At 67.0% G+C, this 25251-nt stretch carries 25 protein-coding genes; 15 read left to right on the top strand and 10 right to left on the bottom strand.

Going from position 1 to position 25251, the window contains the following annotated elements; translation table 11 throughout:
• The first annotated feature begins 99 nt into the window (after positions 1 to 99).
• From QFZ47_RS03115 to QFZ47_RS03075, 9 genes are all read left to right on the top strand, one after another.
• Complete coding sequence (locus tag QFZ47_RS03115; protein WP_307654233.1) at positions 100 to 1230, top strand: saccharopine dehydrogenase family protein; 1131 nt, start codon at positions 100 to 102, stop codon at positions 1228 to 1230.
• Positions 1231 to 1318: 88 nt separating this feature from the next.
• Positions 1319 to 3070 (top strand): thiamine pyrophosphate-binding protein, encoded by a 1752-nt coding sequence (locus QFZ47_RS03110; protein WP_307654232.1) that lies wholly within the window; start codon positions 1319 to 1321, stop codon positions 3068 to 3070.
• Between the two features lie 61 nt (positions 3071 to 3131).
• On the top strand, positions 3132 to 4388 hold the full coding sequence (locus tag QFZ47_RS03105; RefSeq protein WP_307654231.1) for an NAD(P)/FAD-dependent oxidoreductase: 1257 nt from the start codon (positions 3132 to 3134) through the stop codon (positions 4386 to 4388).
• Positions 4389 to 4742: 354 nt separating this feature from the next.
• A complete protein-coding gene (locus tag QFZ47_RS03100) occupies positions 4743 to 5483 on the top strand; it encodes a transporter substrate-binding domain-containing protein (protein WP_307654230.1) in 741 nt (246 codons plus the stop codon).
• Between the two features lie 9 nt (positions 5484 to 5492).
• Positions 5493 to 6287, top strand: coding sequence for an amino acid ABC transporter permease (locus QFZ47_RS03095; RefSeq protein WP_307654229.1), 795 nt, complete (start codon positions 5493 to 5495; stop codon positions 6285 to 6287).
• Position 6288: 1 nt separating this feature from the next.
• On the top strand, positions 6289 to 7092 hold the full coding sequence (locus tag QFZ47_RS03090; RefSeq protein WP_307654228.1) for an amino acid ABC transporter ATP-binding protein: 804 nt from the start codon (positions 6289 to 6291) through the stop codon (positions 7090 to 7092).
• Positions 7092 to 7478 (top strand): GFA family protein, encoded by a 387-nt coding sequence (locus QFZ47_RS03085; RefSeq protein ID WP_442480555.1) that lies wholly within the window; start codon positions 7092 to 7094, stop codon positions 7476 to 7478. The genes QFZ47_RS03090 and QFZ47_RS03085 overlap by 1 nt, the downstream gene beginning before the upstream one ends.
• Positions 7479 to 7516: 38 nt before the next feature.
• A complete protein-coding gene (locus tag QFZ47_RS03080) occupies positions 7517 to 7978 on the top strand; it encodes an Lrp/AsnC family transcriptional regulator (protein WP_047787395.1) in 462 nt (153 codons plus the stop codon).
• A 12-nt stretch (positions 7979 to 7990) separates the two neighbouring features.
• The gene (locus tag QFZ47_RS03075; protein WP_307654226.1) at positions 7991 to 8677 is read left to right on the top strand and encodes an aspartate/glutamate racemase family protein; all 687 of its coding nucleotides are present in this window, start codon (positions 7991 to 7993) and stop codon (positions 8675 to 8677) included.
• 6 nt (positions 8678 to 8683) lie between these two features.
• Here QFZ47_RS03075 and QFZ47_RS03070 read toward each other — a convergent pair whose 3' ends face one another.
• From QFZ47_RS03070 to QFZ47_RS03040, 7 genes are all read right to left on the bottom strand, one after another.
• On the bottom strand, positions 8684 to 9652 hold the full coding sequence (locus tag QFZ47_RS03070; protein ID WP_307654225.1) for a Bug family tripartite tricarboxylate transporter substrate binding protein: 969 nt from the start codon (positions 9650 to 9652) through the stop codon (positions 8684 to 8686).
• Between the two features lie 20 nt (positions 9653 to 9672).
• Complete coding sequence (argH, locus tag QFZ47_RS03065; RefSeq protein WP_307654224.1) at positions 9673 to 11208, bottom strand: argininosuccinate lyase; 1536 nt, start codon at positions 11206 to 11208, stop codon at positions 9673 to 9675.
• A 103-nt stretch (positions 11209 to 11311) separates the two neighbouring features.
• On the bottom strand, positions 11312 to 12745 hold the full coding sequence (locus tag QFZ47_RS03060) for an FAD/NAD(P)-dependent oxidoreductase (RefSeq protein ID WP_307654223.1): 1434 nt from the start codon (positions 12743 to 12745) through the stop codon (positions 11312 to 11314).
• The gene (locus QFZ47_RS03055; protein ID WP_307654222.1) at positions 12742 to 13050 is read right to left on the bottom strand and encodes a (2Fe-2S)-binding protein; all 309 of its coding nucleotides are present in this window, start codon (positions 13048 to 13050) and stop codon (positions 12742 to 12744) included. The genes QFZ47_RS03060 and QFZ47_RS03055 overlap by 4 nt, the downstream gene beginning before the upstream one ends.
• Complete coding sequence (locus tag QFZ47_RS03050; protein WP_307654221.1) at positions 13034 to 14167, bottom strand: NAD(P)/FAD-dependent oxidoreductase; 1134 nt, start codon at positions 14165 to 14167, stop codon at positions 13034 to 13036. Before QFZ47_RS03050 ends, QFZ47_RS03055 begins: the two co-directional genes overlap by 17 nt.
• A gap of 234 nt (positions 14168 to 14401) precedes the next feature.
• Positions 14402 to 15301, bottom strand: coding sequence for a LysR substrate-binding domain-containing protein (locus tag QFZ47_RS03045; RefSeq protein WP_307654220.1), 900 nt, complete (start codon positions 15299 to 15301; stop codon positions 14402 to 14404).
• A gap of 39 nt (positions 15302 to 15340) precedes the next feature.
• Positions 15341 to 16267, bottom strand: coding sequence for a LysR family transcriptional regulator (locus QFZ47_RS03040; protein ID WP_307654219.1), 927 nt, complete (start codon positions 16265 to 16267; stop codon positions 15341 to 15343).
• A gap of 125 nt (positions 16268 to 16392) precedes the next feature.
• Between QFZ47_RS03040 and QFZ47_RS03035 the strand changes: the two genes are divergently transcribed.
• Together QFZ47_RS03035 and QFZ47_RS03030 are read left to right on the top strand one after the other, a co-directional pair.
• The gene (locus tag QFZ47_RS03035) at positions 16393 to 16800 is read left to right on the top strand and encodes a RidA family protein (RefSeq protein WP_307654218.1); all 408 of its coding nucleotides are present in this window, start codon (positions 16393 to 16395) and stop codon (positions 16798 to 16800) included.
• A 192-nt stretch (positions 16801 to 16992) separates the two neighbouring features.
• Positions 16993 to 17691, top strand: a complete 699-nt coding sequence (locus QFZ47_RS03030) for an HAD-IA family hydrolase (protein WP_307654217.1) — start codon at positions 16993 to 16995, stop codon at positions 17689 to 17691.
• Between the two features lie 31 nt (positions 17692 to 17722).
• Here the strand turns inward: QFZ47_RS03030 and QFZ47_RS03025 are convergent, their stop codons facing one another.
• A complete protein-coding gene (locus QFZ47_RS03025) occupies positions 17723 to 19045 on the bottom strand; it encodes a type II toxin-antitoxin system HipA family toxin (RefSeq protein WP_307654216.1) in 1323 nt (440 codons plus the stop codon).
• The gene (locus QFZ47_RS03020) at positions 19042 to 19326 is read right to left on the bottom strand and encodes a helix-turn-helix domain-containing protein (protein WP_307654215.1); all 285 of its coding nucleotides are present in this window, start codon (positions 19324 to 19326) and stop codon (positions 19042 to 19044) included. The genes QFZ47_RS03025 and QFZ47_RS03020 overlap by 4 nt, the downstream gene beginning before the upstream one ends.
• A gap of 326 nt (positions 19327 to 19652) precedes the next feature.
• Here QFZ47_RS03020 and QFZ47_RS03015 point away from each other — a divergent pair, with 326 nt between their 5' ends.
• On the top strand, positions 19653 to 20282 hold the full coding sequence (locus tag QFZ47_RS03015) for a DUF4337 domain-containing protein (protein WP_307654214.1): 630 nt from the start codon (positions 19653 to 19655) through the stop codon (positions 20280 to 20282).
• Positions 20283 to 20325: 43 nt separating this feature from the next.
• Here QFZ47_RS03015 and QFZ47_RS03010 read toward each other — a convergent pair whose 3' ends face one another.
• Positions 20326 to 21225 carry a LysR family transcriptional regulator gene (locus QFZ47_RS03010; RefSeq protein WP_307654213.1) on the bottom strand — a complete coding sequence of 300 codons (900 nt, stop codon included), beginning with the start codon at positions 21223 to 21225 and terminating at the stop codon, positions 20326 to 20328.
• Between the two features lie 114 nt (positions 21226 to 21339).
• Here QFZ47_RS03010 and QFZ47_RS03005 point away from each other — a divergent pair, with 114 nt between their 5' ends.
• From QFZ47_RS03005 to QFZ47_RS02995, 3 genes are read left to right on the top strand one after another with little or no spacing between them, the layout of a single operon-like run.
• A complete protein-coding gene (locus QFZ47_RS03005) occupies positions 21340 to 22749 on the top strand; it encodes an amidase (protein ID WP_307654212.1) in 1410 nt (469 codons plus the stop codon).
• 44 nt (positions 22750 to 22793) lie between these two features.
• Complete coding sequence (locus tag QFZ47_RS03000) at positions 22794 to 23765, top strand: tripartite tricarboxylate transporter substrate-binding protein (protein WP_307654211.1); 972 nt, start codon at positions 22794 to 22796, stop codon at positions 23763 to 23765.
• Between the two features lie 7 nt (positions 23766 to 23772).
• The gene (locus QFZ47_RS02995) at positions 23773 to 25221 is read left to right on the top strand and encodes an MFS transporter (RefSeq protein ID WP_307654210.1); all 1449 of its coding nucleotides are present in this window, start codon (positions 23773 to 23775) and stop codon (positions 25219 to 25221) included.
• Positions 25222 to 25251 lie beyond the last annotated feature (30 nt).

Here is a 25251-nt window from a genome sequence, read left to right as displayed (position 1 = left end):
GAAACGAACCGCGGCTTCGACGTTCTGCTCTCTGGCGCCTGCCAGCCTTCGCTTCTACATTTTCCTGACGGAGCCGCGGCTCTTTTCTGGAGAAACAAAATGTCGAAGCTGCAAGTCAAGAACGTTCTGGTGCTGGGTGCGGGCAAGGTGGGCAGCACGGTGGCGGACATGATCGCCGAATACCACCGCATTCCCGTGACGCTGGCCGATCAGCGCGCCGGCAAGCCGTCCAGCGATCCGCTGGTGCGGCAGATCACATTGAACGTGGAGGACGAGGCGGCGCTTGCCAGCGAACTGGCTTCGCACACCGTGGTCATCAACGCGCTGCCGTTCTTTCTGGCCGCGCGCGTCGCCACGCAGGCGGCGCGGCTGGGCGTGCACTACTTCGACCTCACGGAAGACGTGGCGGCCACGCATGCGATCCGCCAGCTGTCCCATGAAGCCACGTCGGTGCTGATGCCGCAAAGCGGGCTTGCGCCCGGCGTGATCGGCATGCTCGGCGGCCACCTGGCGGGGCACTTCGACGAGCTCTACGACCTGCGCCTGCGCGTTGGCGCGCTGACGCGCAATGCCACCAACAGCCTTCGCTACAACTTCACCTGGAGCATCGACGGCGTCATCAACGAATACTGCAACGCCTGCGATGCGATCGTGAACGGCCAGCTCGTGTCGGTGCAGGCGCTCGAGGGCCACGAGACCTTCACGCTCGACGCGGAGGCCTTCGAAGCCTTCAACACATCAGGCGGCCTCGGCACGCTCTGCGAGACGCTGCGCGGCAAGGTGCGCAACCTCGACTACAAGACCATCCGCTATCCGGGCCACCGCGATGCGATGAACTTCCTCTTGCACGACCTGCGCCTGATCGAGCGCCGCGACCTGCTGCGCCAGGTGCTCGAGCATGCGGTGCCGCACAGCCGGGAAGACGTGGTCATCGTGTTCGCCTCGGCCTCGGGCATGCGCGGCGGCCGCTTCGAGCAGGAAACCCGCCTGGGCCGCGTGTTCGGCGCGAAGCTTCGCGGCAAGGACCGCACCGCCATCGAGCTCACCACGGCAGCCGGTGTCGTCGGCGTGTTCGAGCTGCTGCTGCAGGGCCAGCTGCCCCGCTCCGGCTTCGTCGGGCAGGAACAGGCACCGCTCGAGGCCTTTCTCTCGACGCGCGTGGGCCACTACTACCAGGGGCTCGGCGTGAGCGCGGCCAGCCCTTCGCAGCAGGAACTCGCGCACGCCTGAGCGCTTCGCGCAAGCCGCGGCCGGGGAGCGCAACGCCCGGCCCGCCCCTGTCTTTCTTTCTTTTTCAATCCCGGACTGGAGTTTTGCCATGCGTGGTGCAGACGTGCTCGTGCAGATGTTGATCAACTACGGCGTCGACGTGCTTTTCGGTGTGCCCGGCGACACCAACGTACCGTTCTACGAGGCGCTGCAGCGCCGCCAGGGCGAGATCGAGCACGTCATGGCCCGCGACGAGCGTTCGGCCGGCTACATGGCCGATGCCTATGCGCGGCTGACCGACAGGCCGGGCATCTTCGAATGCCCGTCGGGCGCCGGCGCGATGTACTCGCTGCCGCCGCTGGCCGAATCGAATGCATCCTCGGTGCCGGTCATCCTGCTGACCATCGACCTGCCCTTGCCGGGCGAAGGCCGCGGCATGATCACCGAGCTCGATTGCGCCCGGCTGTTCGAGCCCGTCACGAAGATGTCGGTGCAGGTGAAGTCGCCCGAGAAGCTGCCCGAGATCGTCCGCCGCGCATTCCGCGTGGCCTGCTCCGGCACGCCCGGCGCCGTGCACCTTCAGATCCCGGAAGACATGCTGCTGGCGGAGATCGACCCCGACACCATCTCGCTGCACGCCGAGCCCGAGTGCAAGACCTTCCCGGCCTTTCCGATGGCGCCTGCGCCCGGCAAGGTGAATGCGCTTTTCGCCCTGCTGCGCAACGCCTCGAAGCCGCTGTTCGTCGCGGGCGGCGGCGTGAACCGCTCCTGCGCCGGCAGCGCGCTCACCGAGGTGGCCGCGAAGCTCAACGTGCCCGTGGTCAACACGATCACCGGCCAGGGCGCGCTGCCCGACGACCACCGCCTGGCCATCGGCGTCATCGGCGACAACGGCTTTCATCCGCATGCCAACCGTGCGCTCGAGGAATCAGACCTGGTGATCTTCGTCGGCTCGCGCATGGGCTCCGTCGTCACGGTGGGATGGACTTTCCCCAAGTCGACGCTCAACAAGCGCGTCGTGCAGATCGACATCAACCCCGAGCGCCTCGCCAACAACTACGAAAACCTGCTGTCGATCGCGGCGGATGCGCAGCTGGTCCTCAAGCAGATCCTGAACGAAGCGCCCGTGGACTTCGATGGTTCGAAGCACACGCCCTGGATCGACCACCTGAACGCCTACCGCGCGAACTTCTGGGCCCATGCCGAGGGCGTGCTCTCGCTGGACGACGTGCCGCTGCGGCCTGAGCGCGTGGTGCGCGAGTTCGGCAAGCAGCTCGAGAAGTACGGCCAGGCGGTGCACATTCTTTCGGATGCCGGCACGCCCACGCCCTACATGACGCGCTTCCTGCGCATCGGCGACCGCCGCACGCGTTTCGTGATACCGCGCGCCTTCGGCGGACTGGGCAGCGCGATTCCCGCGGTGGTCGGCGCCTGGTATGCCGACAAGACGCGCCGGCCGATCGGCATGTTCGGCGATGGCTCTTTCAACATGGCGGTCGGCGAGCTCGAGGCGCTGGTTCGCAAGAAGGTGCCGGCGCTCTTGATGCTCTTCAACAACGGCTGCTTCGGCTGGATCAAGGGGCTGCACCGGCTCAAGGGCCACGACGAATGCTTTGGCGTGGACTTCCTGCCGCCGCGCGGCCAGGCCATTGCCGAAGCCTTCGGCATCAAGGCCTGGACGGCCGCCACGCCCGGCGAATTGATCCAGGCGCTCGATGAAGCCTTCGCCTATGACGGCCCCTGCCTCATCGACATTCACATCGAATCGCTCGCGGACCGCGTGCCGCCCGTGTATTCATGGCTGGCGAAAAAGAAGCTCGATCCGCTGGCGCTGGCGCCGGAAGACGTGGCCTATCTGTAGATCGGATCGCGGCGCCAGCGGTTCACGATAGACTTTTCGGCGAATGAACCGATTGGCCTGAATGAAGAACACTGTTGCCGTGCTCGGCGCCGGCATCGTCGGCGTGTCGTGTGCCCTCGAACTCCAGCGGCGGGGTTTCGACGTGACGGTCTTCGACCGCACCGCGCCTGGCCGTGAAACCTCCTACGGCAATGCGGGCGTGATGGCCCGCAGCTCGCTGATGCCGTTCAATCATCCGGGGTTGTGGTCTTCGCTTCCCAGGCTGCTGAAGAACAACTCCGCGGGCTTTCGCTACAACCCGTTTTTCCTCGCGAAGAACCTGCCATGGGCGCTGAAGTTCCTGGCCAACACGCGCGCGGCGGTCTTTCATGAAACGACCGCGGCGCTCGACGCGCTGATCCGGCTTTCGACGGCGGAGCACCTGCGGCTGCTGGGAGAAGCGGGCGCGGCGCATCGCCTGCGCACCACGGGTTGGCTCTTTCTCTACCGCAGCGAGCAAGGCTTTCTCGGCAGCCAGCTCTCGCGGGACACCTTCAAGAAGTTCGGCATCGCGACGCAGCTGCTCGATGCGCGGGAGCTGGCGCAGCTCGAGCCCCATCTGAAGCCGCTGTTTCCGCGCGCGCTGTGGATCCAGGACACGGCCTCGGTGGACAGCCCGGGCCAGGTGGTCGAGGCCTATGCAAGGCTTTTCGTTGCCCGCGGAGGCCGCGTCCGGCAGGCATCGATCGGCGGACTGCGCCGATCGGATGCAGGCGATGCCTGGCAGCTGAGCGAAGACGGCGGTACGCTTCACGAGGCCTCGCGCGTCGTGCTCGCGCTGGGGCCGTGGAGCCGGGAGTTCGCGAAGAAGGCCCTGGGCCTGTCGGTGCCGATGGCCTACGAGCGCGGCTACCACATGCACTACCGGGCGGCCGGCGGCGCCTCGCTCGGCCGGCCGGTCTACGACACCGGCGGCGGCTATGTGCTCTCGCCGATGGAACAGGGCCTGCGCCTGTCCACCGGCGTGCAGCTGACCGATCGCGAGGCGCCTAAAAACCTCGCGCAGCTCGACCTGGCCGAGCGCGCCGCGCGCGAGGCGTTTCCGCTCAAAGAGCGCCTTGACAAGGAAGCCTGGCTCGGAAGCCGCCCCACACTGCCGGACAGCCGCCCGATCATCGGCGAATGCCCCGGCCGCAGAGGCCTGTGGCTCGCCTTCGGCCATCAGCACATCGGCTTCAACACCGCCCCGGGAACGGCCGCGCTCCTGGGCGCGATGATGGCCGGCAAGGCCTGCGCGTTCGATCCCGCGCCGTTCCGGCCTTCGCGCTTCCTGGGCTGAAGTCGCCGGCGCAGCCGCACCCGATGAAGACGGGGGTGCACCGATCTGGCACCCCGGGCGTGCCCATGGTGCGACCAGGACATTCCTGCGCCGTCCGACGGAAATGGTCGTTTCGCATGCCCGCGGTGACGGTCTGACGAAAACTTCGCGCGATCCTGACGAACTGCCGCATTGCTCGTGACTATCATGGCTCCTAGACTTCATTCGCGAGTCGAAGCCTTCCTTCTTATTCAAATGGCGAGCTTTTTGCTTGGAGACCCCATGACTACAAAACGAGCGATCCTTCGCACCCTCCTCGCGCTGACGAGCGCATGCACCCTCACCCTCAGCGTCGCCCAGGAGCCGGAAAGCTCGATGACCCGCGTCCAACGGACCAAGGTCCTGCGGGTGGGCGCGATCGCCGGGGCCATTCCGTACTTCAGCAAGGATCTGGTCTCGGGCAAGTGGGAAGGCTTCGGCCCCGACTTCTCGGAGAGCCTGGCCAGGAAGTTCGGCGCCAAGGTCGAATACGTGGAAACGACCTGGGGCAACGCGGTGCTCGACCTGCAATCGAACAAGATCGACGCGATGTTCGGCATGGCGCCGACGCCGGCGCGCAAGGAGGTCGTGAACTTCTCCGACACGCTGTTCGACAACACCTACACCGCCGTGTGCAAGAAGGGCTTCCCGACCAAGACCTGGGAGCAACTGAACGCGCCGGAGAACAAGATCGTGGTCGACGTGGGCTCGAGCCACGACCAGCTCGCCACGCGCATCCTGCCGAAGGCCGAGGTCCAGCGGCTGGAGAACTCGGGCTCCGCAACGCTCGCGCTGCAGGCCGGCCGCGCCGACTGCCAGATCCTGGTGATCCTGCTGGCGCAGCCGCTGCTGGCCAAGCGCGCCAACGTGGGCGTGATGCAGATCCCCACCCCGATCTACACCGCGCCCGTAAGCATCGGCCTGCGCAAGGAAGCCGATCCGGCCATGCAGGCGGCCGTCAACGCCTGGCTGGGCGAGGTTCGCGCCAAGGGCGAGGTCCGCAGCGTGATCCTGAAGAACATGGAAAAACTCGCCGGCGTTCCCGCCAGCGCCTTCCCTTCCGAAATCAAGTTCTGAGACCGGGCCATGGAATACGCCGAATCGCAGGGGGCGCCCCGTTCGCGCTCTCGCCTGGGCATGGCCCTGATGGTGGTTCTCGCGCTGGCCGGTGCCTGGGCCCTGGTCAAGCACTTCGCCGGCGCAAGCGCGGCCTCCGCCGGCTACGACTGGGACTTCGCGGTGCTCTGGAAGTACCGCTCGCTCCTCATCAGCGGGTTGCTCTACACGCTGCTCTTCACGGTGGTCTGCGTGGTGCTCGGGTTGCTCGTGGGCCTGCTCACGGGGCTCGGGCGGCTGTCCACCAATCCGTACCTCACCGCACCGCTGCGCGCCTACATCGAGGTGTTCCGGTGCACGCCGGTGCTGGTGCAGCTCGTGTGGTTCTACTACGCGCTGCCCGTGCTGACCGGGCTCGAACTCTCGGCCACGGCCGCCGCCACCCTGTGCCTGACGCTCTATGGCGGCGCGTTCTATTCCGAGATCGTGCGCGGCGGGATCATCTCCATCGAGTCCGGCCAGACCGAGGCCGGCAAGGCGCTGGGCATGACGCGCCTGCAGCTGCTTCGGCGCATCGTGCTGCCGCAGGCGTTCAAGAAAATGGTGCCGCCGCTGATGAACCAGTCGATCATGCAGCTGAAGAACACCTCGCTGCTCTCGGTGCTGGCCGTGCCCGACCTGCTCTACCAGGGCCAGGTGATCGCGCACGACACCTACCGGCCGCTGGAGCTCTACACCTTCATCGCGATCGCCTATTTCGCCGTGCTGCTGCCCATCACGATCTGGGCCAAGCGCATGGAATACGGCGTTGCCAAGGAAGCCTGACATGACGACACCCACCGTGATCGAGATCGCAGGCCTTCGAAAGTCCTTCGGCGCCCACGTGGTCCTCAAGGACATCTCGCTGAAGATCGAGCGCGGCCAGGTGGTCGCGATGATCGGGCCTTCGGGCTCCGGCAAATCGACGCTGCTTCGCTGCATCAACCTGCTGACGGTTCCGGACGGCGGACGCATCGCCGTGGGCGACCAGGCGATCCAGTTCAGCGGACGCGACACCGCGCTGCCGAGCGAGCGCAAGCTCGCGAAGTTCCGAGCCTCCACCGGGATGGTGTTCCAGCACTTCAACCTGTTCCCTCACATGACCGCGCTGCAGAACGTCATGGAAGGCCCGCTCACCGTGCTCAAGACGCCCAAGGCCCAGGCAGCGGCCGAGGCCCGGGCGCTGCTGCAGAAGGTGGGGCTGCTCGAGCGCGCCGACTACTACCCCGACAAGCTCTCGGGCGGGCAGAAGCAGCGCGTGGCCATCGCCCGTGCGCTGGCCATGAAGCCGAGCGTCATGCTCTTCGACGAGGCCACCTCGGCGCTCGACCCCGAGCTGGTCGGAGAAGTGCTGACCGTCATCAAGGGCCTCGCGAAGGAAGGCATGACCATGATCCTGGTCACCCATGAAATCGGCTTTGCGCGCGAGGTGGCGGACCAGGTGATCTTCATGCGCGACGGCGTCGTCGCGGAATACGGGCCGCCCGGCATCGTCATCGACAACCCGCAGCAGGAGTCGACGCGCGCGTTCCTCGGCCGCTTCAAGGCATCCGCGGGCACGCCCGAGCCCGCCGCCGCCGTCGTGGCCTAGTGGGCGGCGAGGCTGCTCCCGCAGAAGCCCGTGCATGGCAGCAGGGATGCTGCCACTGCGGCGCGGTGCGCTTCGAGTTCGTGCTGGCATCGCACAAGGGCGTGCGCTGCAACTGCAGCTATTGCGTGCGCAAGGCGGCGCTGCACCACCGCGTGCCGGCAGAGAACTTCCGCCTGCTCGCGGGCACGGCGCAGCTGTCGAGCTACCGCTTCGGCACGATGCGCGCACGCCATCTCTTCTGCAGGAACTGCGGCATTCATACGCACTGCCATCCGCGATCGGCCCCTGGCGAGGTCAATGTCAACCTGCATTGCGTCGACGCGCTGCAGGATGTGCACATCGAGCTTTCCCTGCACGACGGCCGCGGCTGGGCCGCACTGCCGTAGCATGCGGGCCAAACTCCAGAACTTCATGAGACAACGCGATGGATGGAAGACTTGACGACCTCGACCGGCACCTGCTGAGCCTGCTCCAGGCCAACGCAAGGGAGCCCGCCGCCAACCTGGCGCGAAAGCTCAAGATCGCGCGCACCACCGTGGTCGCGCGCATCGCGCGACTCGAGCGCGAAGGCATCGTGGCGGGCTATGGCGTGCGCCTGGGCCACAAGCTCGAGCATGCGGCCGTTCGCGCGATCTGCGGGCTCAGCGTCAATGCCAAGAATGCGCCCGCGGTGATCCGGGCGCTGGAGCGCGTGCCCGAAGTCGAGGAGCTTTCGGCCGTGAGCGGCCAGTTCGACTACATGGTCTTCCTGCGCTGCGACACACCGGAAAAGCTCGATGTCCTGCTGGACCAGCTCGGCCAGCTGGACGGCATCAACCAGACGCAGACCTCCATCGTCCTGAGCCGCAAGATCGACCGCCGCAGCGCCCTTCCCTCGGTCTCCTGAGTTTTGCTTGACATGAATGCCGCTGTGCCTGGCTTCCTCGGTGTGCTGATGCTCGACACGCGCTTTCCGCGGCCGCCGGGCGACGTCGGCAATGCGCAGACCTATGCGCGCGCCGGCATTCCGGTGCGCTTTCTCACCGTGCAGGGTGCATCACCGAGGCGCATCGTCGAAGAAGCCGATCCGCGCCTGGTCCAGCCCTTCGTCGACGCCGCGGTGCGGCTGGTGGCCGAAGGTGCATCGATGATCACCACCAGCTGCGGCTTCCTGGCCGCCTACCAGGACGTGCTTTCGCAGGCGTTGCCCGTGCCGGTGCTGACCTCGAGCCTGCTGCAGGTGCAACACTGCGCCCAGCCGGGCATCGTCACTTTCGATGCGCAATCGCTGACGCCGCAGATCCTGCAGGCTGCCGGCGTGCCCGCGGGGACACCCATCATGGGCGTGCGCCCGGGCTGCGAATTCCATCGCCGCATCCTGGACAACGACACCGTGCTCGACCTTGCCGAAGCGCAGCGCAATGTCGTCGAAGCGGCCTTGCGCCTGGTGCAAGCCTTTCCGTCCGTCGAGCGCATCGTGCTCGAATGCACGAACATGCCGCCGTACCGGGAGGCCGTGGCTGCGGCCGTCGGACGCGAAGTGCACGACATCGAGACGATGATCCTGAAGGCCTGGCGCGACAACAGGCCAACGCCGCGCCAATGAAGCCGATCAGTCGAGCTTCACCCCCACAGCCTTGACCACCTTGTCCCATTTCTGCGAGTCGGCCGTGACCAGCTTCGAGAACTCGGCCGGCCCGAGCGCGCTGGCCTCCATGCCCATCTTGGCGATGGTCTCGCGGATCGCAGGCGTTTCGACCACCGCCGCAATCTCCTTCGCCAGCCGGTTGACGACCGGCTGGGGTGTTCCCCCGGTAGTGAACACGCCATACCAAGAGACCACTTCGTAGCCGGGCAGGCCCGATTCGGCGACCGTCGGCACGTTGGGCAGGGCATCGACCCGCTTGCTGCTGGTCACGGCCAGGATGCGCACCTTGCCCGTGTCGGCACCCGCGCGCGCCGACGGCAGGCTGGCGAAGGTGACCTGTGCCTGCCCGGCCATCACGTCCTGCATGGCGGGGGCATCGCCGCGGTAGGGAATGTGCGTGATGAACACGCCCGCCATGTTCTTGAAGAGTTCGGCCGCCAGGTGCGAGATGGTGCCGTTGCCTGGCGAGGTGACGTTGAGTTCGCCGGGATGCGCCTTCGCATAGGCGATCAGCTCGCGCACGGAGCGCACCGGCAGCGCGTCGTTCACGACCAGCGCGTTGGCCGACTTCGCCACCAGCGACACCGCCTGCACGCCCTTGATCGGGTCATACGGCAGCTTGCTGTAGATGGAAGGCGCAATGGCCTGCCCGCCGACCGAGCCGAGCAGCAGCGTCTGGCCATTGGGCTTGGCGCGCGCCATTTCTCCCGTGGCCACCGTGCTGCCGCCGCCCGGTTTGTTTTCGACCACCATCGTTTCCTTGGTCTGCAGCTGGAACTGCGTGGCCACGGTGCGCGCAATCACGTCGTTGCCGCCGCCCGGCGCAAAGCCGACGAGCAGTCGCATCGGCGAAGGCGGCAGATCCTGCGCGAAGCCCTGGCTCGCGGCCGCGGCCATGACGAGAAGAGCCGGAATGAATCTGAAAAAACCCATGTCTGTTCCTTGGTTGAATTTCAGCCAACCGTCTCGGGCTGGCGCTGTACCGTCTTCGAAAGGGCGAGTCTCCGGATGCTTGTCTTGAGGCCTTGCCTGGCCTCGGTGAACCTGTTCCTGCGCGCGTCGTTCGCCTCTTGATCAGCGGCGGCAATCGCTTCGAGTTGCGAGATGCGCTCCTTCAGGCGCGACGGCGCCGGGCCGCCCACGACCACGCGGCCGGCCACGCTCGCGAGCGGATCGAGGCTCGCGCGCACCTCTTCCTCGCTCAGGTCCAGCGGCGCGCCAAGCTGCTCGGACGCCGCGGCATTGACCATGGCAAGGTCGACTTCATCGGCGCCGAGCGACCGGTCCATCGCCTGGCGCACCACGGCGCCCACCACGTGGTGCGATTCCCTGAAGGACAGCCCGCACTTGCGGACCATCAGGTCGGCCAGGTCGGTTGCCGAACTGAAATCCCTGCGCACGCGGCGCAGCATGCCTTCGGCATTGGGCGTGGCGCTGCGCACCACCAGGTCGAGCAGCCGCAGGCTGCGCAGGCACTCTTCGCCAGCTTCCCAGAAGCTGCGCATGCCTTCGCGGTTGCCGTCACCGGTGTGGCTGAAATTGACGCCCTTGATGGTGGACAGCGACGCGCCAAGCAAACCGAGCAGGTGGCCGGCCTTTCCCTTGAGGTACTCGAGCACCACCGGGTTTTTCTTCTGCGGCATGATGCTCGAAGTGCCCGCGACGCGGTCCGGAAAATCGATCAGCCCGAACTCGTGGGTGCACCAGACGAAGTAGTCCTGCGCGAACCGGCTCCAGCCCACCGCGCAGATCGCCATGGCCGAGAGCAGCTCCATCGCGAAGTCGCGCGAGGCCACGGCATCGAGCGCATGGGGCACCACGCCACCGAAGCCGAGCATGCGGGCCGTCGCCTCGCGATCGATGGGGAACGAGGTGCCCGCGAGCGCACAAGCGCCCAGCGGGCAAAGGTCGATGATGCGCTCGACCTGCCGCACCCGCTCGATGTCGCGCGACAGCGCCTCGGCAATGGCGCAGAGATAGAAGCCGTAGGTGATGGGCTGCGCGGGCTGCAGATGCGTATAGCCGGGCATGACCGTCTCGCCATGAAGGCGCGCACCTTCGAGCGCCGAGCGCCGCACGGTGCCCAATGCGTCGATGAGCTGCAGCGCCATCTCGCGTGCCCGCATGCGGTCCATGGTGGCGAGGATGTCGTTGCGGCTGCGCGCCATGTGCAGATAGCCGCCGACGTGGCTGCCCGCCACTTCCATCAGGTAGGCCTCGTAGTTGAAGTACGCATCCTCGATCGACGGATCGAGCGGCACTTCGGCCATGCCTTCGGTCTCGATCTTCGCAAGCGCGGCAGCCAGCTGGGCCGCCTCGTCCTGCGGGATCAGATCCACGCCGCGCAGCATCAGCAGGTGCGCCTGGTTCACGTCGTTCAGATGCTCGAACACCGCCGGAAAATCCTTGGCCAGGCGTGGGCCGTAGATGTTCTCGGTGACTTCCGCGGCGGTGCCTTCGGTGAGGCGTCGGCTGACTTTTGATTTCATGCGGCCAGTATCGGCAGCCAGCCCGAATCCGGTCAAATAGGAAAACGGCGGGCGCCTATGCATTCCTGATATGCCTCTCGGTGCTTGGCAAAAATGCATTCGCCTACTTGCGGATGCGGATGACGGCATCGCGCGACGCATCGTTCTGCGGCAGCGTCGCGAATTCGCCCAGCGTCACCGGCTTGATCGGAAAGCGGATGCGGTAGTAGCCCACGTCGCGCGGATGGCGGCCCTGTTCATCGGCGATGAGTTCCGTCACCGTGAGCCCGCAGAAGCGCCCCTGGCACGGCCCCATGCCGCAGCGCAGGAAACTCTTCATCTGGTTGGGCCCCTGGCAGCCCAGGCGCGCGGTCTCGCGCACTTGCGCCGCCGTGACCTCCTCGCAGCGGCAGACGATGGTGTCGCCCGTGGGGCGGCGGAAGGTGTCGGGCGCGCGATAGAAGGTTTCGAAGAACTCGCGGCCCCGGCTCGCACGCGCGAGGGCCCGCTGGTGCGGCCGGCCTTCGTCGTCGCGGCGGGCCTTGTCGATCTTGCCGAGCGACATGGCGGCGTGCAGGGCCGCGAGCCGGCCGCGGTGTTCGGCCGCCATGGCGCCTGCGATGCCTGCGCCGTCGCCGGCGATCGTCACGCCGGATACCGAGCTGGCGCCCCACGCATCGACCACCGGCTCCCAGCAATCCTGGCGCTCGCTCCATGCATGTTCGGCGCCGATGGCCCGAGTGAGATTGGTGTTGGGAACGACGCCCTGGTGCAGCAACAACTGCTCCGCCGGCACCGTGTGCGATCGGCCTTGCGCGCTATAGCGCACCTGCTGCAATGCGCCCTCCTCGCCCAATGCTTCGATGGCGGTGACGCCGCTGACGACGGGAACGCCGGCACGCACCGCGCGCAACAGCTTGAGCCCCTTGGCGAGGTACGCAGAACGCAGAAAGCCCCAGGCATGCGGCAGCGCCTGGCGCCAGCGTCCGGGCGGTGTCGTCTCCAGGATGGCATCGATCCGCACGCCGGCGTTGAGGTATTGCCAGGCCAGCAGGTAGAGCAGCGGCCCGCCACCGGCCAGCACCGTAGGGCCGCTCGGCACCACCCCGGCGGTCTTGAGCAGGATCTGCGCGGCACCGGCCGTGATGACGCCGGGCAGCGTCCAGCCGGGAATGGGAAACGGGCGCTCCTGCGCGCCGGTGGCCAGGATCACGTGGCGCGCATGCAGCAGGCGCGTCTGGCCATCGGCCGTGTACGCGACCTCGAAACCACCCTCCTCCTCCAGCCGGTTCATGGCCCAGACCATCGCACCGGCCACATGCCGCGCGCCGGAGCGGGCGAAGGGCTCCAGCAGCGCGAGGCCGTGCCAGTAGTCCTCGCCCAGGATGCGGCGGTCGCGCAGCGGCGTGGCGCCCACGGCGCGGTAGATCTGCCCGCCGGGCGCGGGCTGTTCGTCGATCAGCACCGTGTCGATGCCCTGGCTCGCCGCCTGCGTGGCGGCGGCCAGGCCGGCCGGCCCGGCGCCGACCACGAGCAGGTCGCAAGCGCTGCGGTTCATGCGGCCACCTCGCGCGCACCGGACTGGCGGCCAACGACCATGCCTTCGCGCACGGGCGTCATGCAGGCCTGCTGGTTGGCGCGGCCGTCGATGGTGACGAGGCAGTCGTAGCACACGCCCATCATGCAGAACGGACCGCGCGGGGAGCCCGACACAGCCGTGTCGCGGCAGGCGTTGGAACCGCCGGCCAACAGGGCCGCCGCCAGGCTGTCGCCCTCGCGGCATGCCAGCACGGCGCCGTCCACCGTGACGCGCACCGTGCGCGCCGAGAGTTCGGTGGCGGCCGCATCAAGTCTTCTGAACATGGAATCTCCGGGTTGAAAACGGGTCGAGCTCACGCGCCAGGACGCCCTCGCCGATCATGGGTGCAAGCCTGAGCGCATGCGCCGCGGCCAGGGTGACGCCACTGTGGCAGGTGGCGATGAAGGCGCCGGGGTGCGTAGCGGATTGCTCGTAGACCGGGAACCCGTCCTGCGCGCGCACCCGCAGCGCCGACCAGGAGCGCACCACGCGCACCTCCTTCAGCGCGGGCAGCGTGCGCACCGCGCGGTCGGCCAGGGTGGCCAGCACGGGCAGGGTCACGACGTCGTCCGCGTAGCCGGCATCTTCCTGCGAGTCGCCGATGAGCCAGCTGCCTTCGTCGTTCTGCCGCAGCGTGACGAACGGCGTGGTCAGCAGCCGGCGCGTGCGTTCGAGCACCAGGATCTGGCCGCGCTGCGGCGCCATCGGCAGATGCAGCCCCACCTGCTCGCCGAGCACCTGGTTGTGCAGGCCCGAGGCCAGCACGATCTTGCGCGCGCGCACCTTGGCCTTTGCCGTTGCGAGCACGAACTCGCCGCCGCGCTGCGCAATCGACTGCACGCCGTGGTGCGGCAGGTAGCGAATGCCGGTGCGGTCGAAGGCGATGTGCAGCGCGCGCAGCAGCTTGAGCGGATTGACGGTGCCGTCGACGGGCGTCCAGATGGCGCCGGTCACTTCCGGTCCCAGGCCGGGCACCAGCTCGGCCGCCTCATGGTGGTCCAGCAGCTTCCACGGATAGGGCGCCATGCCGGGCTGCGCGAGCAGCCGCTGCATCCAGGCGACACGGGCCTCGACCTCGAGGTCGCCAAGCAGAGGGATCATGCCGCCGTTCTGTTCGAGCGCCACGTCGACGCCGGTGAGTTCGAGCAACTGCGCGGCAAGTCGCGGCCACAGCCGCGTGGAGCCGAGCGTCCAGCGTCCGTAGTCGCCCATGCCCATGCCCTTGCTCTGCACCCAGACCAGCCCGAAATTGCCGCGCGAGGCCCGCAAGGCCACGTCGCCCTCGTCGAGCACCGCCACATGCTCGGCTGAATCGCGCAGTCCGTAAGCGATGGCGCTGCCGACCAGGCCGCCGCCGATCACGACCACATCGAAGACGGCCGGTGTCGTCGCGGACACCATCAGCCGGCTCTCCAGGCAGCTGCCGCAAGGAAAAGAAACAACGAAGGAGGGCTCCAGGCCCGGGGCAAGGTCATCGATCGAACTCGTGGAAGAAGAAGTGGCAACAGCTGCGCGATCCGCCCGCGTCGCACGCGGGAGGCACGGTGTCATCGAGTATTGCGGCACCCTCCCCCAGGCGCAAATACGGTTCCGTCAGGCGCCCATCCGGAAACCGTATGGGCTGCCGCAGCCGCGTCAGTCCGCGAGGGTCTGCAGTTCGCTCGTGATGACCTGCTGCACGAGCTCGGCGAAACGCTCCACCAGCGCGCTGCCCGGGCGGTTGCGCGGCAGCAGCAGGTAGCTGACGAAGGGCACCTTGGGCCGGAACGGCCGCACGTGAATGCCCATGTGCACGTAGTTGCGCGCGACCAGCGGATTGACGATGCTCACGCCCAGCCCGAGGCCCACCATGTGGCAGATGGTCGAGCCATAGGGCGTCTCGAAATGCATGATGCGGCGGTCGCGCGCCGCGAAGGCCTCGTCGACCGCCGCGCGCAGGCCGTCGCCGTGCGCCATCGAGATGAAGGACTCGCCATCGAGGTCCGCGGGCTCGATCCAGGGCTTGCCGGCCAGCCGATGGCCCGGCGGCAGCACGCAGCAGCCCGCCACGTCGCAGACCGCATGCGCATCGGTGGTCGAGCTGCCGGGCAGGTAGGAGACCAGCCCCAGGTCGCATACATGGCCCGCCACCCACTCCGACACCATCTGGGAGCTGCTGGTGTCCATGGCGACAGTGACTTCGGGATGGCTCGCATGGAACTGCTGCAGCACCGTGGGCAGCACGCTCATCGCGAGCGAAGGCACGGCGGCAATGCGCAGGCGGCCCTTGCCGAACTGCCGGATGTTGCGCGCCGCGTCCTTGAGCGCATCGAGCCCGACGAAGGCGCGGTCGACCTCGCGCATGAAGGCCAGCCCCTCTTCGGTGGGTGTCAGGCGGCCCGCATTGCGACGGAACAGCTCGAGGCCTGTGGAGGCTTCGAGCTGCGAGATCAGCCGGCTGACGTTGGGCTGCGAGGTGTACAGGCCGGATGCGGCCGCCGTCATGGAACCGGAGCGCATGACGGCACGGAATGCGTCGACTTCCTTGAACTTCATGGGCGGGAGTCTAAGACGGGCGCCACTGCGCCCGACGCGTCACGCATCGCCCAGTGCGGCGATCGGCGCATGGCGCGCCATCAGCTCGTCGATCCAGTCGATGAACACCCGCAGCTTCGCGCTGACATGCCGGTTCGGCGGGAACACCACGTACATCGGCATCGCGCCGAAGTGCCAGCCCTCGAACAGCGGCATCAGCTCGCCCTGGGCCACGTGGGGCCCGGCCATGTAGTGCGGCAGCCAGAGAACGCCCATGCCCGCCACGCCGGCCGCGAGGTAGGCATTGCCGTCGTCGACCGCGACCACATGGCGGCCCTGCAGTTCGATGTGCTCGCCACCGCGCTGCATGTGCAGCGCAGCGACCTTGCCGCTGCGCGTGCTCAGGTAGCCCACGATGCGGTGGTGCGTGTCCTCGAGCTCGCTCGGGTGTGCAGGCGTGCCGGCGCGTTCCAGGTAGCACGGCGCCGCATAGACGCCGAGCTGCAGCTCGCCCACGCGGCGCGCCGTCAGCGATGAATCGGTGAGCTCGCCGCCGCGCAGCACGCAATCGACGTTGTCGCCGATCAGGTCGACCATCCGGTCGCTCACGCCAAGGTCGAGCTGGATCTCGGGATGGCGTGCATGGAACGCCGGCAATGCGGGCACCAGGATCATGCGGGCGAACGGGCTGGGCACGTCCACGCGCAAGCGCCCCCTCGGCGAGGCCGAGGCGCCGGACAGGCTGGCGTCTGCATCCTCCAGGTCGGCGAGCAGCCGCGCCACGCGCTCGTAGTAGGCGGCGCCATCGGCCGTGACCTTGACCTGGCGCGTCGTGCGGTTCAAGAGCCTCACGCGCAGCCGCGCCTCCAGCTGCTGCACCAACTGGGTCACGGTGGTCTTGCTCATGTGAAGCGTCTGCGCCGCCTTGGTGAAGCTGCCGGCCTCCACCACGCGGGCAAAGGCCTGCAGCGCATCGAATCGGTCCATCTCTGTGCCTCGGGTCGATTGTTTGGGCTGAGCAAACAGTCATTGTGCGTCCTGCCTGTTTATCCATCGGCCGCGCGCTTCTAGAGTCCACCGATCGCAACCTCCCTTTCCAAGAAAGCCGATCCATGTCCGCACGCAACGTTGTCTTCCCCGCCGGCCGCCAGGCGCTCTACGAGCGCAACCGCTATTCGCCCGCCATCCGCTCCAACGGCTTTCTCTTCGTGTCGGGGCAGGTCGGCAGCCGGCCCGACGGCTCGCCGGAGCCCGACCTGGAGGCGCAGGTCCGGCTCGCGTTCGACAACCTCAACGCGATCCTCTCGGCCGCGGGCTGCAGCTTCGACGACGTGATCGACGTGACGGTCTTCATCGTCGATCCCGAATCGAAGTTCGAAACCATCTGGAAGGTGGTCGCGGGGTATTGGGGCGAGGCGCCGCACCCGACGCTGACGGGCATCGGCGTGACCTGGCTCTACGGCTTCCAGTTCGAGATCAAGGTGATCGCGAAGCTTCCGGACGGGCCCGCGGCCGGCTGACGGAGCGCCCGCCCAGGCCGTAGCGAAACAAGATGCCGCCACGCCGCTGATTGCGAAATCCCGTGCTGATTCGCGCGCCCACTTCGATCCGAAAAGGAACAGCAAGGCTCCTATGCTCGTGGCGAACGACGCTTGTCGTCTCTTCGCCGCTGCGGCACCCGCGCCTTTTTCATCTCGATTGGAGCTGTTCCCATGTCCCTGCAGGATTTCAAGGTTCTCACCTTCGACGTCGTCGGCACGTTGATCGATTTCGAGGGCGGCATGCTGGCCTACCTGCGCTCGGCGGTGCCCGATGCCCGCGTGAGCGACGACGACTTCTTGGCCGCCTACCGCCAGGCACGCGCCGACGGCAAGGCCGGGTGGTACCCCGACGACCTGGAGCGCTGCTGGCACGCGATCGCGCCCGCGCTGGGCCTGCCCGACAGCGATGCGCTGGCGCGCGGCCTGCGCGACTCGGTGGCGCAATGGCCGGCCTTCGCCGATTCGGTGGAGGCACTGAAACGGCTGCGCAAGCGCTTCAAGCTGGTCACGATGACCAACGCGCAGCAATGGGCGCTGGCTCATTTCGACAAGACGCTGGGCTCGCCCTTCGACATGCTGCTGAGCTGCGACGATGCGCTGTGCGAAAAGCCCGACGCGCGCTACTTCGCCTATGCACGCGGCCGCTTCGAAGGCGCCTGGGGCTACAAGCAGGCGGACAACCTGCACGTGGCGCAAAGCCAGTACCACGACATCGGCATTGCCAAGCAATTGGGCATCACCACCTGCTGGATCGAGCGCCGCCATGCGCAGAAGGGGTCCGGCGGCACCATCGAGTCGAAACGCACCGAGCCCGACTACCACTTCCACACGCTGGCCGAACTCGCGGATGCCGTCGAGGCGGGCCGCTGACCATTGCGCCCCAGCGACTTTCTGCGCGGCGTCAGCGCTTCCCCAGAAGCGGCGAGCGGCCCATCTTTTCTCGCGGGGTCGTCACCACCGGCTTCACATCCGAGAAACGCGCCCGCTTGATCGCGACATCCAGCGACGGCAGGCTCCAGGTCCTCTGCAGGCGCAGGCTGTTCATTCCGGCGTTCCAGGCATGCAGCATCCGCTTGCCCGTCTCGCGGAATCCGGGGTAGCGGCCGGCCGCCTCGACCACCTGCGGGGTCACGCGGACAATGGACTCGCAGATGCGATCCACGCGCTCTTTGGTCTGGGCAGGCATCACGCCGCAGCGTGTCTGCAGAAACCTTTCCAACGCCTTGCCGGGCATCCAGGTGCTGCGCCCTTCGACAGGCATAGCCGGCGGATTCTTCGCATAGTCGTTGTAGACCGTCGTGGTCAACATGTCGTAGACGGGAGCCAAGGCGATGCGCTCGCGCGACGCATAGATCAGCGCGACGTTCTTGGTGTGGCAGTCCGCGTTGCGCAGCGCATAGGTCAGCAGCAGCAGATCCGCCAGCTGCGACAGCGCCGCATTCTGTTGCGCCGGCGAATCCACCACATCCTTGATGCGGCCGACCACACGCTCCCAGGTCGACTGGTACTTTTCTTCAGGCCGCAGCGACAGCAGACTGCAAAGATCTTCCATGCCTTTGCGTGTGACGCCGTCGTCGTCGAAGTCGAAGCGATGCACCACGAGCGCTTGACCGTCCTCGGAAACTTCGGTCATCGCGGCAGGAATGCCGGCCTGGCGCGACACTTCCATGCACAGGTGCTCATTGAGCGCGATGCCCGGGAGCCGAGCGGTGGCCCCCTTGATGATGTACCGATCGGTGGCCAGCGTCCCTTTGCCGTATTCGGTCAGCGTGTGGGGCGACAGGAACTTGGGGACGATGCCAGACACCCCGGACACGGCGTATCGGCGCACCAGGTCGACAAAGGCCGCCTCGGAGTTGTCGCCGCGCAAGATTCCCGCCAATTCGAAGGGCACGGGTGGCTGTGTCGGGTCGGCGCCGGGCATGGCGACCTTCACGCGTCCGATGGCGTTGCGCCCCACCACCGACAGTAGGTTGAGCGGCGATGCACCGACCTGCGGCCCCAATTGCTCCTGCAGGATCGACAGCAGGAAGCCCTCCGGCAGGTTCATCCGAAAGACGGGATGAAGGTCGGGATAGGCATAGGACTCCGTCCGCGCAGGCATCAGCAGCGAGACGAACTGCTCGGGTTCGACGTCCGGGTGATAGGCCATGACGTGGCGAAAACCATCGGCAGACTCCAGGGTCGCCACCGGCTTGTCATGAACGAAGACGTGCAGCTTCATCCGTGCGCTTCGCTGCTGTCCTGCGCGAAGGCGCGTTGCCGCTCCGCCAGCGCGTCATCGAGCGTGAAGCTGCGCTTCATCGGCATGTAGCTCATCTCGTGGCCGAGCACCTCCAGCAGACGCAGCAGCTTGCGCGAGCCGAACTCGGCGACACCGCCCGTCTCGAAGCGTGCAAGGGTGGATTGGCCCAGGCCGCTCAAGGCGGCGAGCTCCTTCTGGGTCATGCCGCGCTCCTTGCGCAAGCGCGCCAGCGCACGACCAAGATCAGGCAGACTGTTCATATGCTTTATTTGATATAGAAATCCATGCAGCTTGCTGCGTGTTCGGTCAAACTATAGCAAATAAAGCATAAGCACAGAGCGCCATAAATATCGTATATGACATAAATATATTCGAGCTTCGACTGCGAGGCCATACATTTATAGCAAATACGGCATTACTCAGTTCAGCCCCTCGCACGGAGCCGCCCTCACCTGGTCCCGCGCAAATGCCCGCATGGTGGCGGCGCATGCAGGCACCGGCTCCCGAGCGCAGCGCGTGAATACTTTCGCTTGCGGGAGGGCATACTCGCACGCGTTCCAAGAAACCCTATTTCAACAAGGATCCCATGTCAGGACACGGCTTTCACGTGCACGGCCCGCACGACCACGAACTTGAACATGCGGCATCCGGCGGCCATGGCGACGGCCACGGTCATGCGGACGGCGGGGCGGCCTCAGCGTCCGGTGGCATGAGCATGACGAGCAAGATCGCGGTGTGTACAGCTGTCATCGCCACCGTCGGCGCCATCTTCTCGTACATGGGCGGAGCCACGCAGGCGAACGCCGGGCTCTACAAGAACAACGCCGCGATCAAGAAGACCGAGGCGTCGAACCAGTGGAATTACTTCCAGTCGAAAAGCACCAAGCAGGCGCTCGCCGAATTCGCGCGCGACACCGCGACCGACGACGTTCGCAAGCAGGGCTGGCAGGTCAAGGTGGCACGCTACGAGCAGGAGAAGACCGACATCCAGGCCGCCGCGAAGAAGCTGGAAGCCGAGGCGAGCCAATGGGACGCCCAGTCGGAAGAGCAAATGCACCAGCACCATCGCTGGGCCCAGGCGACGACCGTGCTGCAGGTGTCGATTGCGCTTGCCGCCATTGCGTTGCTGACGAAGAAGAAGTGGCTTGAGCGCGCCATGTTCGGCGTGGCGGCCGGGGGGCTTGTGGTGGGGGTGCTGGCTGCGTTTCACATCTAGCAGCCAGGCCGGCGCACGTCCTGCCCCGTCTCCTGGCCTTTGGCTATGCAGCCTGCCGCAGGGCCGCGCGCGCACAGGCCAGGAACGGCTCGATCAGGGGACTCTGCCAATCGCTGCGCCAGCAGGCGGCGATGTCCATCTTTGCGTCGACGTTCCGCAGCGGCCTGAACACCACGCCCGGCGGGCGGCCGATCCGGGCGCAGGCGGGCAGGATGGCCACGCCCTTGCCCGCCAGCACGAGCGCCAGCGCCGACACCATGGTCTCGACGCGTTGCGCAATCGGCATGCTGACGTCGTGCCGCCGAAGCATCGAGGCGACGACGAATTTGTCGACGTCACCATCCGGCACAGGCAGCCCGACGAGGGGCATGCCTGAAAGCCGCCCCATTGGAATGCTGGACATGCGGGCCAATGGCGAATCCGCACGCACGGCCAGCATCAGCGGCTGGGTTCCGATGCGCTCGACCGCGATGCCCGCCTGGGCGACGGGCGGGATGCAGATCGCCACGGACACGTCCGAGTCGGCGATGGCCGAGACGTTGTTGACGGCATTCAGTTCCACATACTGGATTTCCACGTCCGGCAGTTTCGCCCGAAGCAGGTTTTCCAAACGGGGAAGCACCAGGTAGGACAGCACGACCATGGTCCCGATCGTGAGCCGGCCCCTGCGGCCCGACCCGATCGCCCGTGCCGCGTCGAATCCTTCATTGGCCAGCAGCAGTGCTTCCTTCGCGCGCTGGAAGAGCGCATTGCCGGCATCGGTGATTTCCATGCCGCGTGCCGCCCTGCGAAACAGCGGCGTGCCCACCGCCGCCTCCAGGTTCTTGATGTGAACCGACAGCGGCGGCTGGGCCATGTTGAGCCGGCGTGCCGCCTTGCCCACGCTGCGTTCCTCGGCCACAGCCACGAAATAGCGGAGCGTCCTGAAGTCTGGTGCTGCCATACGCTGCTCATATGCCTTTTCAGAAAAACAGTATTGGACCCGATGGTGCGGTGCGTCAATCATTTGCGCATGAAAGAAAAGTTTCCGCGTCTTCCGAAGTCCGAGATCTGTGAAATGTCCGCCGCGGCGATGCGCACGCTCGTCGCGCAGCGCCAGCTCTCGCCGGTGGAGATCGTCGAAGAAGTATTGCGCCGCGCCGACGCGGTCCAGCCGCACCTGAACTGCTTCATCACGCTCTGCCACGAGCAGGCCATGGTTCAGGCCCGCGAGGCGGAAAGTGCCGTGATGAGAGGCGAGGCACTGGGCCTGCTGCACGGCCTGCCCTTCACGGTGAAGGACATCGTCGACACCGAGAACGTCAGGACGACCTACGGTTCCTTGCTGCATCGCGACCACGTTCCCGCGCAAGACGCCGTGGCTGTGGCGCGCATGCGCCAGGCGGGCGGCATCCTCATCGGCAAGACGACCACCTCCGAGTTCGGCGCCAAGTGCCTGACCGACGCGCCGCTGTTCGGCAGCACCCGCAACGCCTGGGATGCGACGCGCACAAGCGGCGGCTCGAGCGGCGGGGCAGCTGCTTCCATCGCAGCGGGCATCGCGCCGCTGGCCATCGCCACCGACGGCGGAGGCTCGACCCGCATTCCCGCCGCCTGCAACGGCGTCGTCGGTTTGAAGCAGAGCCTGGGCGTGGTGCCCCACAGCCAGGTGCAGGACGCCTTCGGCAACTACACCTACGTGACGCCCACCACGCGCAACGTGGCCGACACGGCGCTCATGCTGCAGGCCATGACCGGCGCCCATGGGTCGGACCCCTGGTCACTGGGTGTGCCGGCGCAACGCTACTTCGACGCGCTGCAGCCCGGTGGCGATCTTCGCGGCAAGCGGATTCTTTACTGCGCAACGCTCGAGGGACGTCCGATCTCCGCCGACGTCGCCACCGCCTTCGAAGCCGCCCTTGCCACATTGCGTTCGATGGGCGCAGACCTCGAAGAGATGTCGAGCGACGGATACGACGTCGAGCCGGTGTGGCGGGTGATCAACCACACCAGCTGGCGCGGCCGCTTCGCGCCGCTGGCCGCAGCCCATGCCGACCAGTTGAGTCCATCGTTGCTGCAACAGCTCGAACTCGCGCAGCACGTCGACGGGGTCGCCTTCCAGCAGGCCATGTTTGCCAGGACCGCGCTCTTTCGCAAGGTCCAAGCCCAACTGGAGAGCCACGACTTCATCTTCACGCCCACGCTCTCGCGCACGGCCCTGCCGATCGACCAGGACCTGTTCGGCCGCATCGAGATCGATGGGCAAGCGTATGCCGAGGTGCGGCCGAACTGGTTTCCCTGGACGATGCCCTTCAACCTCACGGGCCACCCCGCCATCAGCCTGCCGTGCGGCGCGGGCCGCGACGGCCTGCCCATCGGCATGCAGCTTGTCGGCCGGTTCCGCGAGGACCTGCAGCTGCTGCAGGCCGCGGCGTCCTTCGAAGCCGCGCACCGGCCGGCGAACGCGCTGCCCACCCTCGCCTTCTGATCCCCTCTCCCGCTCTCATCCCAACTTTTGGAGGTACTCCCACCATGGCCTCGTTTCTCAGGACACTTTTCCTCGGTGCGTCGATCGCCTTGATCGGCGCCGCCGCGCATGCCGACAGCAATGCGCCCATCCGGCTGGTCATCGGCTTTCCACCCGGTGGCGCCCTCGACAACCTGGCACGCTCGCTGGCCGAGGACTTGCGCACCACGCTCAAGGAACCCGTGCTGGTGGAGAACCGGCCCGGCGCCTCGACGCGGATTTCCATCGAGGCCGTCAAGGCCGCACGGCCCGATGGCCGCACCATCCTGCTGGGCGCAACGCCGCCCTTCGTTCTCTTTCCGATGACCTATGCGCGGCTGAACTACGACGTCGAGAAGGACTTCATCCCCATCGCGCACCTCGCGAACGTGCCCAGCGTCCTTTCGGCCGGCACAGGCCAGCCGTTCAAGACGCTTCCCGAATACGTCGCCTGGGTCAGGAAGAATCCCGCCGGCGCGAGCGTGGGGTTGACCAACCTCGGAGGCGGACTGCACTTCAGCGTGCTGCAGCTGTCCAAGGCCATCGGCGTGCCGCTCGCGCCGGTCACCTACAAGGGCGGCGCGCCGCTGGCGACCGACATCATCGGAGGTCACGTGCCGCTCGCTGCCGATGCGCTGGCCAGCCAGCTCGAGCTCCACCGCGCGGGCAAGCTGCGGATCCTGGGCGTGGCCGGGACCCGGCGATTGAGCTGGCTGCCCGACGTTCCGACCATCAAGGAATCGGGCTACGACGCCTTCGACCGCGCCAACGCCGCCTATGCCGCCTTCGTGCCGGCGGGCACGCCGAAGGACGTGGCCGCAAAGCTGGAAGCGGCCCTTCTCGCGGCCATGCGCAATCCGCAGGTGCGCGCACAGGTCGACCGCATGGGTCTCGAGGCCACGGGGCTCCCCGGCGCGGAAGTGACGCGGATCATGAGCGAGGACCGGGCGTACTGGCGCCCCATCGTCAAGGCCTCGGGGTTCAGGAGCGAAGACTGAATCGATGATGGCAGACGACGATGACGCTGACAGGACGGGCTGGGCGGTGCTCGTCGCCGCCAGTTCGGGCGCGCTGCTGTGTTTTCTCAACCTCAGCGCACTCAATGTCGCACTGCCTGCCGTGGCGCGGAGCCTGCACGCCTCGCCGACGCAGGCAAGCTGGATCCTGCTGTCCTACATGCTGGTGAGCACCGTCTGCATCCTGAGCTTCGGACGCCTGGCCGATCTCTGGGGACGGCGCCGGCTCTTCCTCGCGGGCCTGGGGCTTTTCGTGGCCGCTTGCGCGGCATGCGCCTTCGCACCCACCGCGGAACTGATGCTGGCGAGCCGCATCGCTCAGGCCGTCGGTGCGGCCGGCGTCATGGCCAACGCCAGCGCCTTGGTGGGCGATGCCTTCGGCCGCCGCAAGATGGGATTGGCACTCGGCGTGCTCGCCATGGTCGCAGCGCTGGCCCAGGTCGTGGGCCCGCTGGCGGGCGGCTTCGTCGTGTCGTGGTGGGGATGGCGCGTCCTCTTCATGCTCAACGTGCCGATCGGGCTTGGCGTGCTGGCGTGGTCCTGGAAAATCCTGCCAAAGGGCGCGGCCGCCCGGGCCGAGCGCTTCGACCTCGCAGGCGCGGCGCTGTCCCTCGTCGGCATCGGATGCGTGACCTATGCGCTCTCGATGGCAGGGCCCAACGGATGGACCAGCACACCGGTGTGGGCATTCATGCTCGCAGGGCTTTGCGCCATCGCCCTTTTCGCCGGCGTTCAAATGCGCGTGGCCAGCCCGTTGGTCGACCCCTCGCTGTTCAGCGACCCGGGACGCCGTAGCGCCTACGCGGCCATCCTGCTGCTGTCGATGGCGCAGGCGGCGCCCCTGCTGCTGATGGCCCTGTACCTGCAGGCTTGTGCAGGCCTGCCGCCATCGCAGGCGGGCCTGCGCATCGCACCGGTGGCCTTCGGCATGCTGATGGCTGCGCCGGTGGCAGGTGCCCTGACGCGACGCTTCAGGCCCGAATCCATCTGCGTGGGCGGCATGCTGCTCGCAGGATGCGCCCTGGCGCTGCTGGCCGCACTGCTGCAGCCGGCGATCGGTACCGTGCAGCTGTCGCTGTGCCTCTGGATGCTTGGCCTGGGCATCGGGAGCTTCGTGACGCCGAACAACACGTCGATCCTCCAGAGCGTGGTCCCCCAGCGCCGGGGCATCGCCAATGGCGTTCGGTCGACGCTGCAGAACACCGGCATCATGGTGGGAACGGCGCTGACGCTGAGCGTGGCGCTGGCCCAGCTTTCTTCCGGCTCGCAACGCACGATTCTGGGAAATGGCGGCCCGGGACTTTCGAATGCGGATGTGGCCGCCTTTACCCAAGGGGCCAGTTCTGCGCTGGTTTTGCTGGCAGTCCTTTGCCTTGCCGGCGCGGCGATGATCGCCGCGAATGCCTGGCGCCAAGCGGGGCGGCTGCAACCAGGTTGAAGAACATTTGGCTGCTCGTGAGACCCTGAA

This window comes from Variovorax paradoxus, assembly GCF_030815975.1.
Classification (GTDB): Bacteria; Pseudomonadota; Gammaproteobacteria; order Burkholderiales; family Burkholderiaceae_C; genus Variovorax; species Variovorax paradoxus_N.
This window is presented reverse-complemented; position numbering and strand designations above follow the sequence as displayed.

Bases quoted from the DNA above. Each gene is read 5' to 3' on its own strand.
- QFZ47_RS03115 (WP_307654233.1), top strand. From the start codon at position 100: ATGTCGAAGCTGCAAGTCAAGAACGTTCTGGTGCTGGGTGCGGGCAAG.
- QFZ47_RS03110 (WP_307654232.1), top strand. From the start codon at position 1,319: ATGCGTGGTGCAGACGTGCTCGTGCAGATGTTGATCAACTACGGCGTC.
- QFZ47_RS03105 (WP_307654231.1), top strand. From the start codon at position 3,132: ATGAAGAACACTGTTGCCGTGCTCGGCGCCGGCATCGTCGGCGTGTCG.
- QFZ47_RS03100 (WP_307654230.1), top strand. From the start codon at position 4,743: ATGACCCGCGTCCAACGGACCAAGGTCCTGCGGGTGGGCGCGATCGCC.
- QFZ47_RS03095 (WP_307654229.1), top strand. From the start codon at position 5,493: ATGGAATACGCCGAATCGCAGGGGGCGCCCCGTTCGCGCTCTCGCCTG.
- QFZ47_RS03090 (WP_307654228.1), top strand. From the start codon at position 6,289: ATGACGACACCCACCGTGATCGAGATCGCAGGCCTTCGAAAGTCCTTC.
- QFZ47_RS03080 (WP_047787395.1), top strand. From the start codon at position 7,517: ATGGATGGAAGACTTGACGACCTCGACCGGCACCTGCTGAGCCTGCTC.
- QFZ47_RS03075 (WP_307654226.1), top strand. From the start codon at position 7,991: ATGAATGCCGCTGTGCCTGGCTTCCTCGGTGTGCTGATGCTCGACACG.
- QFZ47_RS03070 (WP_307654225.1), bottom strand. From the start codon at position 9,652: ATGGGTTTTTTCAGATTCATTCCGGCTCTTCTCGTCATGGCCGCGGCC.
- argH (WP_307654224.1), bottom strand. From the start codon at position 11,208: ATGAAATCAAAAGTCAGCCGACGCCTCACCGAAGGCACCGCCGCGGAA.
- QFZ47_RS03060 (WP_307654223.1), bottom strand. From the start codon at position 12,745: ATGAACCGCAGCGCTTGCGACCTGCTCGTGGTCGGCGCCGGGCCGGCC.
- QFZ47_RS03055 (WP_307654222.1), bottom strand. From the start codon at position 13,050: ATGTTCAGAAGACTTGATGCGGCCGCCACCGAACTCTCGGCGCGCACG.
- QFZ47_RS03050 (WP_307654221.1), bottom strand. From the start codon at position 14,167: ATGGTGTCCGCGACGACACCGGCCGTCTTCGATGTGGTCGTGATCGGC.
- QFZ47_RS03045 (WP_307654220.1), bottom strand. From the start codon at position 15,301: ATGAAGTTCAAGGAAGTCGACGCATTCCGTGCCGTCATGCGCTCCGGT.
- QFZ47_RS03040 (WP_307654219.1), bottom strand. From the start codon at position 16,267: ATGGACCGATTCGATGCGCTGCAGGCCTTTGCCCGCGTGGTGGAGGCC.
- QFZ47_RS03035 (WP_307654218.1), top strand. From the start codon at position 16,393: ATGTCCGCACGCAACGTTGTCTTCCCCGCCGGCCGCCAGGCGCTCTAC.
- QFZ47_RS03030 (WP_307654217.1), top strand. From the start codon at position 16,993: ATGTCCCTGCAGGATTTCAAGGTTCTCACCTTCGACGTCGTCGGCACG.
- QFZ47_RS03025 (WP_307654216.1), bottom strand. From the start codon at position 19,045: ATGAAGCTGCACGTCTTCGTTCATGACAAGCCGGTGGCGACCCTGGAG.
- QFZ47_RS03020 (WP_307654215.1), bottom strand. From the start codon at position 19,326: ATGAACAGTCTGCCTGATCTTGGTCGTGCGCTGGCGCGCTTGCGCAAG.
- QFZ47_RS03015 (WP_307654214.1), top strand. From the start codon at position 19,653: ATGTCAGGACACGGCTTTCACGTGCACGGCCCGCACGACCACGAACTT.
- QFZ47_RS03010 (WP_307654213.1), bottom strand. From the start codon at position 21,225: ATGGCAGCACCAGACTTCAGGACGCTCCGCTATTTCGTGGCTGTGGCC.
- QFZ47_RS03005 (WP_307654212.1), top strand. From the start codon at position 21,340: ATGTCCGCCGCGGCGATGCGCACGCTCGTCGCGCAGCGCCAGCTCTCG.
- QFZ47_RS03000 (WP_307654211.1), top strand. From the start codon at position 22,794: ATGGCCTCGTTTCTCAGGACACTTTTCCTCGGTGCGTCGATCGCCTTG.
- QFZ47_RS02995 (WP_307654210.1), top strand. From the start codon at position 23,773: ATGGCAGACGACGATGACGCTGACAGGACGGGCTGGGCGGTGCTCGTC.